Below are 13,744 nucleotides of genomic sequence, written 5' to 3'. Positions count from 1 at the left end.
GTCAGAGGCGGCAGGCGTGGATGCCGGTGGTGAGGATGGCCCGCGCCCCCAGGTCGTACAGCTCGTCCATGATCCGCTGGGCGTCCTTCGCGGGGACCATCGAGCGGACCGCGACCCAGCCCTCGTGGTGCAGCGGGGAGACGGTGGGCGACTCCAGACCCGGGGTGAGTGCCACGGCGCGCTCCACCTGCTCCACCCGGATGTCGTAGTCCATCATCACGTAGCGCCGGGCCACCAGGACGCCCTGCATCCGGCGGAGGAACTGCTGGACCTTGGGGTCGTCGCTGGGGTCGCCGGTGCGGCGGATGACGACCGCCTCGGACTCCAGGATGGGCTCGCCGATGATCTCCAGCCCGGCGTTGCGCAGCGTGGTGCCGGTCTCGACCACATCCGCGATGACCTCGGCGACGCCGAGCTGGATGGCGGTCTCGACGGCGCCGTCGAGGTGGACCACGGCGGCGTCCACACCGTTGTCGGCCAGGTGCTTGGTGACCAGTCCGGCGAAGGAGGTGGCCACGGTCATCCCGCCGAACTCGCTGACGTCCTTGGCCGTGCCGGGACGGGTGGCGTAGCGGAAGGTGGATCCGGCAAAGCCGAGTTGCATGATCTCCTCGGCCTGGGAGCCGGAGTCCAGCAGCAGATCGCGGCCGGTGATGCCGATGTCGAGCCGGCCGGAGCCCACGTAGACGGCGATGTCGCGGGGGCGGAGGAAGAAGAACTCCACCTCGTTCTCCGCGTCGACCAGGACCAGTTCCCTGCGGTCCTTGCGCTGCCGGTAGCCCGCCTCATGGAGCATCGCCGACGCAGGCTCGGACAGTGAACCCTTGTTGGGGACGGCGATGCGCAGCATGAGTGCTCTTTCCTTCGGTAGCTCGGTGGCTCGGTAGCTCGGTGGCTCGGTGGCGCGGGTGAGGGTGCTGGTGGGGGTGTTCAGAGGTGGGCGTAGACGTCGTCGAGGGTCAGCCCCTTGGCGACCATCATCACCTGAAGGTGGTACAGGAGCTGGGAGATCTCCTCGGCGGTCGCCTCGTCGCTCTCGTACTCGGCGGCCATCCACACCTCGGCGGCCTCCTCCACGACCTTCTTGCCGATGGCGTGCACACCGGAGTGGACCAGCTCGGCGGTACGGGAAGTGGCGGGGTCGGCCGTGGCGGCCTTCTTCTGGAGCTCGGCGAAGAGCTCCTCGAACGTCTTCTTGGGCATCGTGTCCGTCATCCTACTTGGGTCGTGCGACGCGCCTCAGCGCCAGGGTTCGGCGACCGAGCGCAGGGTGGTGGCGGTGGCGACGGCCGCGGTGACCGCCTCGTGGCCCTTGTCCTCATTGGAGCCCGCGAGCCCGGCCCGGTCCAGGGCCTGCTCCTCGGTGTCGCAGGTCAGCACGCCGAAGCCGATGGGCACGCCGGTGTCCACGCTGACCTGGGTCAGGCCCTGGGTGACGCCCTGGCACACATAGTCGAAGTGCGGGGTGCCGCCACGGATGACGACGCCCAGGGCCACGATCGCGTCATAGCCGCGGCCCGCGAGCACCTTGGCGACGACCGGCAGTTCGAAGCTGCCCGGCACCCGCAGCACGGTGGGCTCGTCGATGCCGAGTTCGCCCAGCGCACGCAGGGCGCCGTCGACCAGGCCGTCCATCACCTTCTCGTGCCACTGTGCGGCGATGACGGCGACGCGCAGGTCCCCGCAGTTCTTCACGGACAGTTCGGGGGCGCCCTTACCGCTCACGTCTCTCCTCGGTGTTTCTGGAATTCCGGTGCTTCCGGTGCTTCCGGTGCTTCCGGTGCTTCTGGTGCTTCTGTGGTGGTGCGTTGGTGTGCGTTGGTGTGACTACCGGTTCTGTGTGGCTACTGGTTGCCGCAGGCCGATATGGGCTCCGCGCGGTCGCCGTCCAGCCAGGGCAGGTCATGCCCCATCCGGTCCCGCTTGGTGCGGAGGTAGCGGAGGTTGTGCTCCCCGGCCTGGACGGGCATCGGCTCCCGGCCGGTGACCCGCAGCCCGTGCCGCACCAGCGCCGTGGTCTTCTCCGGGTTGTTGGTCATCAGCCGCAGCGAGCGCACGCCGAGGTCGGCGAGGATCTCCGCGCCCGCGGCGTAGTCCCGCGCGTCGGCGGGCAGGCCGAGCTCCAGATTGGCGTCCAGGGTGTCCCGGCCCAGCTCCTGCAGCTCGTACGCGCGCAGCTTGGAGAGCAGTCCGATCCCGCGCCCCTCGTGGCCGCGCAGATAGAGGACGATGCCACGGCCCTCGGTGGTGACCCGCTCCAGCGCGGCGTGCAGCTGGGGGCCGCAGTCGCAGCGCAGCGAGTGGAAGACATCGCCGGTGAGGCATTCGGAGTGGACGCGGACCAGCACGTCCTCGCCGTCCCGGATGTCGCCCTGGACCAGCGCGATGTGCTCGACGCCGTCGGCCGCGCGGTAGCCGTACGCCCGGAAGTCGCCGAAGGCGGTGGGCAGCCGGGTCTCGGCCTCGCGCCGTACGAGCGGCTCGGCGGGCTTGCGGTAGGCGATCAGATCGGCGATCGAGACGATCGCCAGGTCGTGCTTGTGGGCGAAGGCGACCAGGTCGGGCAGGCGCAGCATGGCACCGTCCTCCCCCGCGATCTCGCAGATCACGGCCGCCGGGCGCAGTCCGGCCAGCCGGGCGAGGTCGACCCCGGCCTCGGTGTGGCCGTCGCGCTCGAGCACCCCGCCGGGGCGGGCGCGCAGCGGGAAGATATGACCGGGGCGGACGAGGTCGCCGGGGGTGGTGTCCGGGTCGGCCAGCAGCCGCAGGGTGGTGGCCCGGTCGGCGGCGGAGATTCCGGTGCTGACGCCGTGTTCTGCGGTGGCGTCGACCGAGACGGTGAAGGCGGTCCGCATGGACTCGGTGTTCTCCTCGACCATCTGCGGCAGCCGCAGTCGGTCGAGGTCGGCGGCCTCCATGGGCGCGCAGATGAGCCCCCGGCACTCGTTCATCATGAAGGCGACGATCTCGGGGGTGATCGTCTCGGCGGCGGCGACGAGGTCGCCCTCGTTCTCCCGGTCCTCGTCGTCCACAACCACCACGGGGCGGCCCGCGGCGATGTCGGCGATGGCGCGCTCGATGGGGTCCAGCGCCAGTTCGTCGGGCCAGTGCGCGGTCCGCAGGGGGGCGGCCGGGCCGCCGCTCGGACGCGGGTCGGTCACCGCGTATGCCTCACTCATGATGTGGCCTCCTTGTCCTGCGTGCCGTTGTCCCGGCCGAGCAGCCGCTCGACGTATTTGGCGAGTACGTCCACCTCGAGGTTGACCGTGTCACCGGCCTGCTTGACCCCGAGCGTGGTGAGCGCGAGGGTCGTCGGGATGAGGCTGACGGTGAAGTAGTCGAGGCCCGCGTCCACGACGGTGAGGCTGATGCCGTCCACCGTGATGGAGCCCTTCTCGACGACATAGCGGCTGAGTTCGGCGGGCAGCGAGATCTTCACGATCTCCCAGTGCTCGGAGAGCTTGCGGTCCACGATGGCGCCGGTGCCGTCCACATGGCCCTGCACGATGTGGCCGCCGAGCCGCCCGCCCAGCGCCATCGGGCGCTCCAGGTTGACCCGGGAGCCGATGTCGAGCGCGCCGAGACTGGAGCGGTTCAGGGTCTCGGCCATCACGTCGGCGCTGAACCGGGTGCCCTCACCGTCCTCGATGATGTCGACGACGGTGAGACAGACGCCGTTGACGGCGATGGAGTCGCCGTGCTTCGCCCCTTCGGTGACGACGGGGCCGCGTACCTGGAAGCGGGACGCGTCGCCCAGGTGCTCGATGGCGACGATCTCACCCAGTTCTTCGACAATTCCGGTGAACACTTCAGTTCTCCTCGGCGAGGGGGGCGGGGGCGGCGGGAACGGCGGTGGGGGCGGCGGGGACGGGGACGGCCGTGACGCGCAGATCGGGACCGAGCCGGGTCACATCGGCCGTCTCGAGGCGCAACGCCTGCGCGATGGTGGTGATTCCGGCGTCGGCCAGGGCGGCGGGGCCCGCGCCGAGCAGGACGGGGGCGAGATAGCCGACGACCTTGTCGACGGCGCCCGCGGCGAGGAACGCCCCGGCGAGGGTGGGCCCGCCCTCCAGCAGGACGGAGCGCACCCCGCGGCCGTGCAGCTCGGCCAGGAGCGCGGGGATCCGGAGGCCGGTTTCCGCGCGTGGCAGCCTTACGGTCTCCACGCCCGGCCGCCGCGGCAGATGGGCGATGCCCGCGTCCTCGGCGACGGCGATCAGCGTGGGCGCGGCGTCGTCCAGGACGCGGGCACCGGGCTTGATGGTGGCGCCGGTGTCGACGACGACCCGCAGCGGCTGGGTGGCGCCCTCCCGGTCCCGTACGGCCAGGTGGGGGTCGTCGGCGCGCAGGGTGCCGGAGCCGACGACGACGGCGTCGGCCTCCGCGCGCAGCCGGTGCACATCGGCGCGGGACTCGGCGGAGGTGATCCACCGGCTGGTGCCGTCGGCGGCGGCGCTGCGGCCGTCCAGGGTCGCGGCGAACTTCCACAGCACGAAGGGGCGGCCGCGGCGCATCGCGGTCAGCCAGGGCTCATTGACCGCCTCGGCCTCCTCGGCCAGCAGCCCGGCGTCGACCTCGACCCCGGCGGCGGCCAGGGTCGCGGCGCCGCCCTTGGCCTGGGCGGTGGGGTCGGCGACGGCGTAGTGGACGCGGGCGATCCCGGCGGCGATCAGGGCCTGCGAGCAGGGGCCGGTGCGGCCGGTGTGGTCGCAGGGCTCGAGGGTGACGACGGCGGTGCCGCCGCGAGCCCGCTGCCCCGCCGCGCGCAGCGCGTGGACCTCGGCGTGCGGGCCGCCGGCCCGCTGGTGCCAGCCCTCGCCGACGACGCGACCACCGGCGTCGAGGACGACGCAGCCGACGACGGGGTTGGGGCTGGTATGGCCGAGACCGCGGGCGGCGAGCGCGACGGCATGGCGCATCGCTTGGGCTTCGGCTGCGGTGGCCACCGGGTCCTCCTGCCTCTTCGGGCACGGACTCCGGGGCTGTCGAGATGACATGGAAGCGGGAACGCCGCCGCCAGCGCGCCGGGATCGGCGAAGCGTCCGCGTCCCGCATACGCGAGGGCGAACCGCCGAGGCGGCGCACCGGTGATGTCGCTACCGCCGCGCACTGCCTCCCATCCGGACTTTCACCGTCGGTCCAGGAATTTCACCTGGTCAACCGGCCGCTGGCGGCGGACGGGTCGCGGACTGTAACCGCCGGTTCGGATTTTCACCGACCCCGGAGTGCGCTGACGTCACTGGTACGCGCCCAGTGTGCCACGGCCATCAGCCCAGCTGGGAGGCCACCCTGGTGTGGCCTCCCTCACCCACCTGCCCCCGGAGGGGACCCCACCGTGTCCAGGGCCGGACCGCCCGGCCCGGCCGGGAACGGCCTTCACACCGTGGAGGCCCGCCGAGGCGTCGGCACCCCGCAGGTGGCAGATGGCGGCCGCCCTCGCCTCTCCGCCATCCGCTGCCATCCGCGGGGCACCCGCACCCGCCCCCGGCGGCTGGGGCCGCGGCGCGGAGGCCGTTCCCCGGCGGGGGCTCGGGGGCCTGCCTCCGATTCGGGAAGGGGCGGGGTAGGGAAAGAGACGCTCCCGCCACCGGCGGCTGGGAGGCCGCCGGAGCCACCGGCCACCGGCCCCGCCCCTCTGGCTTGCTCGCGGGGCGGGGATATGACACAGGCTCTTAGCCCTGGGCGATGCTGTCGAGTTGTTCCACCGCCGGCCGCAGGGCCCACAGGTCGCCGCCGGGTGGGGTCTGGAGCTCGGGCAGGGCCGCGCGGGCCTCGCGGTCACCCGCGTCGGCCGCCGCGTGGACGATGTCGCTCGCCGCGTAGGCGCGGAAGTCGAGCTCCGGGTACGGCCAGGTCGCGGCGCCCGTGGCCGCCGGGAGCAGGACGTCGACCGCCTTGAAGAGGTTCCCGCCGCCGGGCCCGGTGTAATGCCACAGGTCCACCCCGACGTGCTTCCCGATCGCGGCCATCCGGGTGTACGCGACCAGGTTGAAGGTCGAGTAATGGAAGCTCCGGGTCCGCTCCAGCTCCTGCGGCTGCGTGCCGTCGGCCGCGATCTGTGTGTCGATCCGCTTGGTACGGGCGTCGCGGAGCACCTGGCGGGCGCGGTCCCGGTCGCCCACGGCGGTGGCGATCGCGGCGACCTGCATGTCGTAGAAGGTGCCGTGGTTGTTCTTGGCGGCGCCCTCCTCCTTGCCGAAGTCGCTGTTCACCAGCCAGTCCAGGAACTGCTTGTTCCAGGTGCGGAAGCCCGCGTGGTCGCTCTTGGACCAGCCGGGGGCGCCGGTGTCGAGGAGCGCCGCGGCGTCGAGGAGGCTGGTGAAGGCCTGGGAGAAGTCGATGATCCCGATCGAGCGGCCGTCGTACTTGCAGGGGATGAACTGCGCGTGGTTCAGGTTCGGGTTCATCCGGGTCCCCGGGGTGACGAACCAGGTGCGCAGGATGTCCGCGGCATGCTCGGCGTAGGCCCGCTTACCGGTGTAGTACCAGGCCAGGGAGAGCTCGTAGGCGGACTCGAAGACCTTCCCGACCTCGGGACGGTCCGTCATCTTGTCCACGTCGGGGTTCCGTTGGCCATCCTTCTGAACGTAGGGGCAGCCGTACGGATTGTCCTCGGTCTTGGGCTGGCTGGGCCACCAGTAGGGGGCCTGACTGAAGTAGTCGTGTTTGTCGCCGCTGGGCGGCACCTGGTCCTTGTCGGTGACCGTCCAGGGGCCCTGCTTCATCCACTGGTCGGCCTGGGTGGTCAGATCGCGTACGGTCCGCCGCAAATCCCGGTCTCCGAGCTGCAGTTTCAGCTTGGTGAGGGACAGTCGGGGCCCGTCGAGCACCACGGTACGGGGCACCGGGCCGGAATGCCGGACGCGCTCGGCGCCCTGCGCGGAGGGGGCGGCGGGGATCGCCAGGACGGCCAGGAGGGCGGAGGCGGCGACGATCGCCCGAGCGATCCGCCCGCGTCCCGCTGGAGGTGCACCCATCGAGCACTCCAATCAGATAGCTGAACGCTATTCAGAATTGAGATCGGGCTCAGAGTAAGACGGCTCCATGGGCACGACAAGAGATCGCACAGGAATCCACTCGCCCCGCGGACGCGGCGGGCCGAACGGCTACGGAGCGCCGAACAGCTCGTTCTGCGTCGCGTCCAGCGCCGTCAGCACGGCACCCCGCAACACCCCGCCACCGCCCACCACCCCGGCCCGCACCCGCGTGCGCAGCGGCGACAGCCGGGCCACATGCTCCTCCACCCGCCGGGCGAGCCCCTCGCCCCCGGCCCGGCCGACCTCGCCGCCGAGCACCGCGCACCCCGGGTCGAGCACCGCGCAGATCGCGGCGACGCCCAGCGCGATACGGGCCGCCAGCGCGTCCAGGAACGCCTCGCCCCGCTCCCCCGCCCCCAGGGCCGCACGGAGCACCGCCTCCGCCGCGCCGGAGCCCTCCGCCCCCTCCCCACGCGAACCGCCCGCCGCGGCCGCCAGGCCGTGCTCCTGGGCGAGTTCACAGACCGCGGCACTGCACACCAGGGAATGGAACCCGCCCTCGCAGCCGGTGGCGGAGGGCAGCCCCACGGTGCCCGGCACCGGCAGAAAGCCGATCTCCCCGGTGCCGCCGGACGCTCCGCGCCGCAGCACCCGGTCGAGCACCACGGCCGCGCCGATGCCGTGGCCGAGCCACAGCAGCACAAAGGTGTCGCGGTCGCGCACCGCGCCCAGCCGCTGTTCGGCGACGGCCGCGAGATTGACCTCGTTCTCCAGCAGCACGGGCGCCGCGAGGCCGCCGTGCAGCGCGGTGGCCAGTTCGCGGTGCCAGGAGGGCAGCCCGCCGGGCGAGTTGAGCTCCCCGGTGGCGGGGTCGATGAGACCGGGCATCCCGATCCCGATGTGGTGCAGCCGCGCCGCCCCGGCCCGCTCGGCGGCCCGCTCCACCAGGGCCACCACGGCCGCCACGGTGTGCGCCGGTTCCATGTCCGGGGCCACCGGGAGCGATTCCTCCGCCACGGTCCGGCCCAGCAGATCGGCCACGCACACGGCGACGCCGTCCGTACGGACGTCGACCCCGGCCACATGCGCGCTGTCGGCGACGATCCCGTACACCCGGGCGTTGGGCCCCCGGCGCTCCGCCCCCGATTCCCCCACGACCGCCACCAGCCCGGTCTGCCGCAGCCGCTCGACCAGATCCGCGATGGTGGGACGGGACAGCCCGGTCAGCGACTTGAGCTCCCCCGCGGTCAACGGCCCCTTGTCCTTGAGCAGATGCAGGGCGAGGCGGTCGTTGATGGCCCGCGCCGTACTCGGAGAGGCGGTGCGGCCCGCCACGGACACGCTCGTCGAGGTCATGCCGGGATCCTTCCAGAAGGCCATGAGAAAAGCCCTATCTATCAGGGAGCCTTCCTGATAGTTTCCGGTGGGCCACGGCACCGGCCGGGCACGAGCACAGGCACGGGCACGGGCACGGGCACGGGCGCAGGCACGGATACAGGCACGGACACGGGTCGGCACTACGGGGAGGGTGCGGCAAGCATGGGCAGGCTCAAGGAGTCCGGGGCGTCCGAGATGCGCCCGGTACGGCGGGCACGGATCGCCGTGGCGGCGGTGTTCGCCGTGCACGGCGCGGTGACCGGCAACTTCGCCACCCGTATCCCCTGGATCCAGGAGCGGCTGGACCTGAGCGCCGGTCAACTCGGCCTCGCGCTCGCCTTCCCCGCCATCGGAGCCTCGATCGCGATGCCCCTGGCCGGGCGGATCAGCCATCGCTTCGGCGCCCGCACGGCGCTGCGCGGACTGCTCGCCCTGTGGACCGTCTGGCTGGTGATGCCCCCGCTCGCGCCCGGACTGGTCTGGCTGTGCGGTGTGCTGCTCATCTTCGGCGCGACCGCCGGGATGGCCGACGTCGCGATGAACGCCCTCGGTGTGGAGATCGAGAACCGCCTCGGCCGTTCGATCATGTCCGGGCTGCACGGCATGTGGAGCGTCGGCGCGCTCACCGGCTCGGCGGCGGGCACGGTCGCCGCCCACGCCGAGGCCGACGCCCGGCTCCATCTCGCCATCGCCGCCGGGGTCCTCACGGTGCTCGGCGCGGTGGCCTGCCACTGGGTCCTGGACCTGCGCAGCACCCCCGAGGAGCACCCGCCGCCCCGCTTCGCCCTGCCGCCCCGCTCCGCGCTGATCATCGGCGCGGTGGGGTTCTGCGCGGTGTTCGCGGAGGGGGCGAGCCTGGACTGGTCGGCGGTCTATCTGCGCGACGTCATGGAGACCTCCCCCGGCGTCGCCGCCGCCTGCACCACCGCCTTCTCCTGCACGATGGCCGGTGCCCGGCTCGTCGGGGACGCGGTGGTGGGCCGCTTCGGGCCGGTGCGGACCGTACGGACGGGCGGCGTCCTCGCCACCGCCGGGGGCATCCTCGTGGTCGCCGCCCCCGGGCCCGCCCTCGCCATCACCGGATTCGGCCTCATCGGCCTGGGCATCGCGATCGTGGTGCCGCTGGCCTTCGCCGCCGCCGGGCGCAGCGGCCCGGCCCCGAGCCAGGCCATCGCGGGCGTCGCCACGATCACCTACACCTCGGGGCTGATCGCTCCGGCGGCGATGGGCTCGATCGCGAATCTGACCTCGCTGACGATCTCGTTCTGCCTGGTCACGGCGTTGGCGCTGGGGCTGGTGGCGGGGGCCGGGGTGCTGCGGACCCCGGCGGGGACGGACGCCACGGGCCCCGCCCCGCACACCGACCCGTCGACGTCCCGGGCCACGCTCTCCTGAGAGGCCCGCGCACTCGCGCCCGGTTTCGCGTATCTGGACGGCGTACCGGGGGCCACGCTCTCCTGAGAGGCCCGCACACCGACCCGTCGACATCCCCGGCCACGCTCTCCTGAGAGGGGCGGGCCCAGGACCGCGCACCGGCTCCGACACCGCCATCGTTCGGCGAGCGCCGAAAGGATCCGGCCGTACGGTCGGTGATATGAGCGATACGAGCGACGGCCCGGTCCCCGACCGCCACACCGCCTTCCGCCGGCTCCACCACGGCGAGCGGCCCCTGTTGCTGCCCAACGCGTGGGACCACGCCTCCGCCGCCGCCCTCGTCCGGCGCGGCTTCCCCGCCATCGGCACCACCAGCCTCGGCGTGGCCGCGGCGGCCGGGCTGCCCGACGCGACGGGCGCCGCCCGCGACGGGACCCTCGCCCTCGCCCGTGCCATCGCCCGGCTCCCGGCGCTGGTCACCGTCGATATCGAGGGCGGGTTCGGCGAACGGCCCGAGGAGGTCGCGGCGGTCGCGGCCGAGCTGGACCGGGCCGGGGTGGTCGGCGTGAACATCGAGGACGGACGCCCCGACGGCACCCTCGCGCCACTGGCCCGGCAGTGCGCGGTGATCGAGGCCGTCAAGGAGCGGGTGCCGCGGCTGTTCGTGAACGCCCGGACCGACACCCACTGGCTCGCCGCGATCGGTGGCGGCACCCCGCCCTCGCTGGCCACCACCGCCGAGCGCATCGAGGCGTATGTGGGGGCGGGCGCGGACGGGATCTTCGTACCCGCGCTCACCGATGAGCAGGACATCGGCGCACTGGCCGACGACCTCGGCGAGACCCCGCTGAACATCCTCTTCACGCCCGGCCGCCACACCTACGAGCGGCTGGCGGAGCTCGGGGTGCGGCGGATCAGCTGCGGTTCGCTGCTCTTCCGGGCCGCCCTGGACCGCGCGGTCGAGCTGGCCTGGTCGATCGCCCACCCGGACGCCCCCGCCCATCCCGATCGAGCCGCCGACCTGCCCGGCTACGCCGAGGCGCGGTCACTGGCCGACGATTTCACCAATGACGTCACCGGGGCCGATCCCACCTAGGGCCTGTCTGGAGTTGTGACCGCATAGGTTCACCGGGCCGGCGGTCGTGGCGGTTGGATGTGCGGCGACGTCCGATCCGATCGCTGGAGGCCCGGTGGCCGAGCCTGTCCGGGTACGCGGACTGACCGACCAGGAGGGGCAGAAGCTGCAGCAGATCATGCGCAGGGGCAGCACGAGTTCGGTGCGCACCGGCGCGCGATGATGCTGCTCGCCCCGGCGGGCGGGAACCGGGTGCCGGTGATCGCCCAGCTGGTCCAGGCCGACGAGGACACCGTGCGCGATGTGATCCACCGCTTCAACGAGATCGGCCTGGCCTGCCTGGACCCTCAGTGGGCGGGAGGCCGTCCCCGCCTCTCGCGACGCCAAGCTCGACCGGATTGAGCAGGTGCTGGACCGCTTCCCGGACCGGGTCTTCACCTTCGACGAGTTCGGGCCCCTGGGGATCCGGCCCACCGCGGGCTCCCGCTCGGCGAAACAGGGCAAGCCAAACCGGCTGCCGGCGACCTACCGCCGCACTCACGGCGTCACCTACTTCCACGGCTGCTACTCCGTGGGCGACGACCGCCTGTGGGGCGTCAGCCGACGTCGCAAGGGCACCGCCAACACCCTGGCCGCGCTCAAGTCGATCCGCGCCGCCCGACTCGACGGCGCCCCGACCTACGCTTCCCGGGCCAATCCGATCGAGGCCCACTTCGGCCCGCCGGGGCGGACGCCCCCTCAACACCGCAGCCCGACCAACCGCGAACCGCAGCCCCCGAGCGCCGAAGGGGCCAAGTTCAGGAGAAGGACAGCGACAGAAGGATGGCTCAGGAGGCGGACGGTTCGATCTCCCCCGCAAAGACGATGACCTGGTCGATGAGGCTCCGCCGCAGATGGACGACGTCCGTTCCCGCCAGGCGGGGACCTCCATCCGGCGTGGTGAAGACCCACTGGTACCGGGCCCACTCGTCAGGCATGTCCACCGCCGAGCAGCGCACCATCGTGCCGGTCCCCGCCGGGTGGCGCCGGATGTCCAGCACGAACCGCTCGACCGCCGCGATTCCTTCGCTGCGACCCAACGGCCCCCAGAAGACCACGTCTGAGGTCAGAGCCTGGGAGAGCAGGGCAGTCACATAGCTGTCGTCCGAGGCGTTGAACGCGGAGATGAACGTGTCGATCGCGGAGCGTGCAATTTCTTCCTGCATGCCCCAGTCATACCAGCCGTTTCGCGTGCGCTCGTCCCGCGAGCCGCCTTCCGATCACGGTGAACCATCCCGGTCACAGCACTAGCCGATCCCACATGGCCGCACGACGCATATTTTCGGCCAACTAACATTGCTGCGATTCCCCCGTAGCGATGAAGTGGAGCAGTCATGGGCCTCGGCGTGGGCTGGACCCTGCACGGCGATGGGCGCACCCCAGCCCCCGGTGCCGTCGTCAAGCCGGATGAGCGGCTGTCGTGGCCGAGGACGGTGGGGCTCGGCGCGCAGCACGTCGTGGCCATGTTCGGGGCCAGCTTCGTCGCCCCGGTGCTGATGGGGCTCGACCCCAACCTCGCGATCATGATGTCCGGGGTCGCGACCGTCCTCTTCCTGCTCGCGACCCGCGGCCGGATTCCCAGCTATCTGGGATGCAGCCTGTCGTTCGTCGGCGTGGCCGCCGCGATCCGGGCGCAGGGCGGCGGCAGCGCCGCCGTCACCGGGGCGATCCTGGTGGTCGGCGGTGTGCTGCTGCTGAGCGGTCTGGCGGTACGGACGTTCGGCGCCCGGATCATCCACGCGGCGATGCCGCCGGTGGTGACCGGCGCGGTGGTCATGCTGATCGGGTTCAACCTCGCCCCGGTGACGGCCGGTACGTACTGGCCCGCCGATCAGTGGACCGCGCTGCTGACGATGCTGCTCACCGGGGCGGCGGTGGTCTGTCTGCGGGGCTTCTGGTCGCGTATCGCGATCTTCCTGGGGCTGGTCTTCGGCTATGCGGTCTCCTGGGTCTTCGACCGCGTCTTCGGCAAGATCCACTCCATCGACGGCAGTGGTCGGGTCACCGACCACTGGCGGCTGGATCTCTCCGGGGTGGCCAAGGCGGACTGGATCGGTCTGCCGTCCCTGCACGGGCCCACCTTCCACTGGTCGGCGGTGCTGGTGGCGCTGCCGGTGGTGATCGCGCTGATCGCCGAGAACGCCGGGCATGTGAAGGCGGTCGGCGAGATGATCGGCGATCCGCTCGACGACCAGTTGGGCACGGCGATCGCCGCGGACGGCGCGGCGACCATGATCTCCACCTCGGTCGGCGGCCCGGCCAATACGACGTACTCCGAGAACATCGGGGTCATGGCGGCCACCCGGGTGTACTCCACCGCCGCGTACTGGGCCGCCGCGGGATTCGCGCTGCTCTTCGGGCTGTGCCCGAAGTTCGGCGCGGTGGTGGCGGCGGTGCCGGGCGGGGTGCTGGGCGGGATCACCGTCATCCTCTACGGCATGATCGGGCTGCTCGGTGCGCAGATCTGGGTGCACAACAAGGTGGACCTGCGCAATCCGCTCAATCTGGTGCCGGTCGCGGCGGGCGTCATCATCGGCGTCGGCGGCGTCAGCCTGAAAATCGGCCACAACTTCGAGCTGGGCGGGATCGCGCTCGGCACGATCGTGGTGCTGCTCGGCTACCACGTGCTGCGTGCCCTGGCCCCGGCACATCTGAAGCAGCAGGAGCCCCTGCTGGACGCGGGCACCAGCGAATACGACGACGAGCGGCCGGACTAGGGCCTGTCTGGGGTTGTCCGGCGGGTCTGGCGCCTGCGGCGGACTGATCCCCTCCCCGCCCCTTCCCACAACCGGGGCTCCGCCCCACGACCGGGGCTCCGCCCCAGACCCCGAGGTCCAGGGGCGAAGCCCCTGCCACCCGCCGGACACCCCGTAGCCCCGAAGCGCCCGGCGGAAACCTCCCA

Annotated in this window: 12 protein-coding genes, 1 pseudogene and 1 riboswitch; of the genes and pseudogenes, 4 read left to right on the top strand and 9 right to left on the bottom strand. The window is 72.2% G+C overall.

The genetic code is table 11. From position 1 onward, the window contains the following. Position 1: 1 nt before the first annotated feature. The 8 genes from hisG to NP777_RS17550 all read right to left on the bottom strand — a co-directional run bounded on the left by hisG (position 2) and on the right by NP777_RS17550 (position 8,333). Positions 2 to 850, bottom strand: coding sequence for an ATP phosphoribosyltransferase (gene hisG, locus NP777_RS17585; RefSeq protein WP_138916523.1), 849 nt, complete (start codon positions 848 to 850; stop codon positions 2 to 4). 80 nt (positions 851 to 930) lie between these two features. Next, a complete protein-coding gene (locus NP777_RS17580; protein WP_037951821.1) occupies positions 931 to 1,203 on the bottom strand; it encodes a phosphoribosyl-ATP diphosphatase in 273 nt (90 codons plus the stop codon). Positions 1,204 to 1,239: 36 nt separating this feature from the next. Continuing rightward, on the bottom strand, positions 1,240 to 1,725 hold the full coding sequence (gene ribH / locus NP777_RS17575) for a 6,7-dimethyl-8-ribityllumazine synthase (RefSeq protein ID WP_256651087.1): 486 nt from the start codon (positions 1,723 to 1,725) through the stop codon (positions 1,240 to 1,242). A gap of 119 nt (positions 1,726 to 1,844) precedes the next feature. After that, on the bottom strand, positions 1,845 to 3,179 hold the full coding sequence (locus tag NP777_RS17570) for a bifunctional 3,4-dihydroxy-2-butanone-4-phosphate synthase/GTP cyclohydrolase II (RefSeq protein WP_256651086.1): 1,335 nt from the start codon (positions 3,177 to 3,179) through the stop codon (positions 1,845 to 1,847). Beyond that, positions 3,176 to 3,808, bottom strand: coding sequence for a riboflavin synthase (locus NP777_RS17565; protein ID WP_256651085.1), 633 nt, complete (start codon positions 3,806 to 3,808; stop codon positions 3,176 to 3,178). Before NP777_RS17565 ends, NP777_RS17570 begins: the two co-directional genes overlap by 4 nt. Before the next feature lies 1 nt (position 3,809). Continuing rightward, the gene (ribD, locus tag NP777_RS17560) at positions 3,810 to 4,946 is read right to left on the bottom strand and encodes a bifunctional diaminohydroxyphosphoribosylaminopyrimidine deaminase/5-amino-6-(5-phosphoribosylamino)uracil reductase RibD (protein ID WP_256651084.1); all 1,137 of its coding nucleotides are present in this window, start codon (positions 4,944 to 4,946) and stop codon (positions 3,810 to 3,812) included. Between the two features lie 156 nt (positions 4,947 to 5,102). Then, a riboswitch (FMN riboswitch) is annotated at positions 5,103 to 5,233 on the bottom strand. A gap of 439 nt (positions 5,234 to 5,672) precedes the next feature. Next, positions 5,673 to 6,977, bottom strand: coding sequence for an alginate lyase family protein (locus tag NP777_RS17555; RefSeq protein WP_256651083.1), 1,305 nt, complete (start codon positions 6,975 to 6,977; stop codon positions 5,673 to 5,675). Positions 6,978 to 7,106: 129 nt separating this feature from the next. Then, on the bottom strand, positions 7,107 to 8,333 hold the full coding sequence (locus tag NP777_RS17550) for an ROK family transcriptional regulator (RefSeq protein WP_256651082.1): 1,227 nt from the start codon (positions 8,331 to 8,333) through the stop codon (positions 7,107 to 7,109). Positions 8,334 to 8,516: 183 nt separating this feature from the next. On the opposite strand from NP777_RS17550, the gene NP777_RS17545 reads away from it, so the two are divergent. The 3 genes and pseudogenes from NP777_RS17545 to NP777_RS17535 form a co-directional block, all read left to right on the top strand. Beyond that, a complete protein-coding gene (locus tag NP777_RS17545) occupies positions 8,517 to 9,749 on the top strand; it encodes an MFS transporter (protein ID WP_256651081.1) in 1,233 nt (410 codons plus the stop codon). A gap of 199 nt (positions 9,750 to 9,948) precedes the next feature. After that, positions 9,949 to 10,824 carry an isocitrate lyase/PEP mutase family protein gene (locus NP777_RS17540; protein ID WP_256651080.1) on the top strand — a complete coding sequence of 292 codons (876 nt, stop codon included), beginning with the start codon at positions 9,949 to 9,951 and terminating at the stop codon, positions 10,822 to 10,824. A gap of 94 nt (positions 10,825 to 10,918) precedes the next feature. Next, positions 10,919 to 11,524 (top strand): annotated as a pseudogene (locus tag NP777_RS17535) (helix-turn-helix domain-containing protein); the annotation flags it as partial. Between the two features lie 106 nt (positions 11,525 to 11,630). Here NP777_RS17535 and NP777_RS17530 read toward each other — a convergent pair. Continuing rightward, on the bottom strand, positions 11,631 to 12,008 hold the full coding sequence (locus NP777_RS17530; RefSeq protein ID WP_030825962.1) for a hypothetical protein: 378 nt from the start codon (positions 12,006 to 12,008) through the stop codon (positions 11,631 to 11,633). Positions 12,009 to 12,176: 168 nt separating this feature from the next. Here NP777_RS17530 and NP777_RS17525 point away from each other — a divergent pair, with 168 nt between their 5' ends. Then, a complete protein-coding gene (locus NP777_RS17525) occupies positions 12,177 to 13,559 on the top strand; it encodes a uracil-xanthine permease family protein (RefSeq protein ID WP_256651079.1) in 1,383 nt (460 codons plus the stop codon). Positions 13,560 to 13,744: the final 185 nt, after the last annotated feature.

The organism is Streptomyces rugosispiralis (assembly GCF_024505145.1).
Taxonomy (GTDB): domain Bacteria; phylum Actinomycetota; class Actinomycetes; order Streptomycetales; family Streptomycetaceae; genus Streptomyces; species Streptomyces rugosispiralis.
Note: the sequence above shows the minus strand (reverse complement) of the source record. Positions and strands in the feature narration are given on the sequence as shown.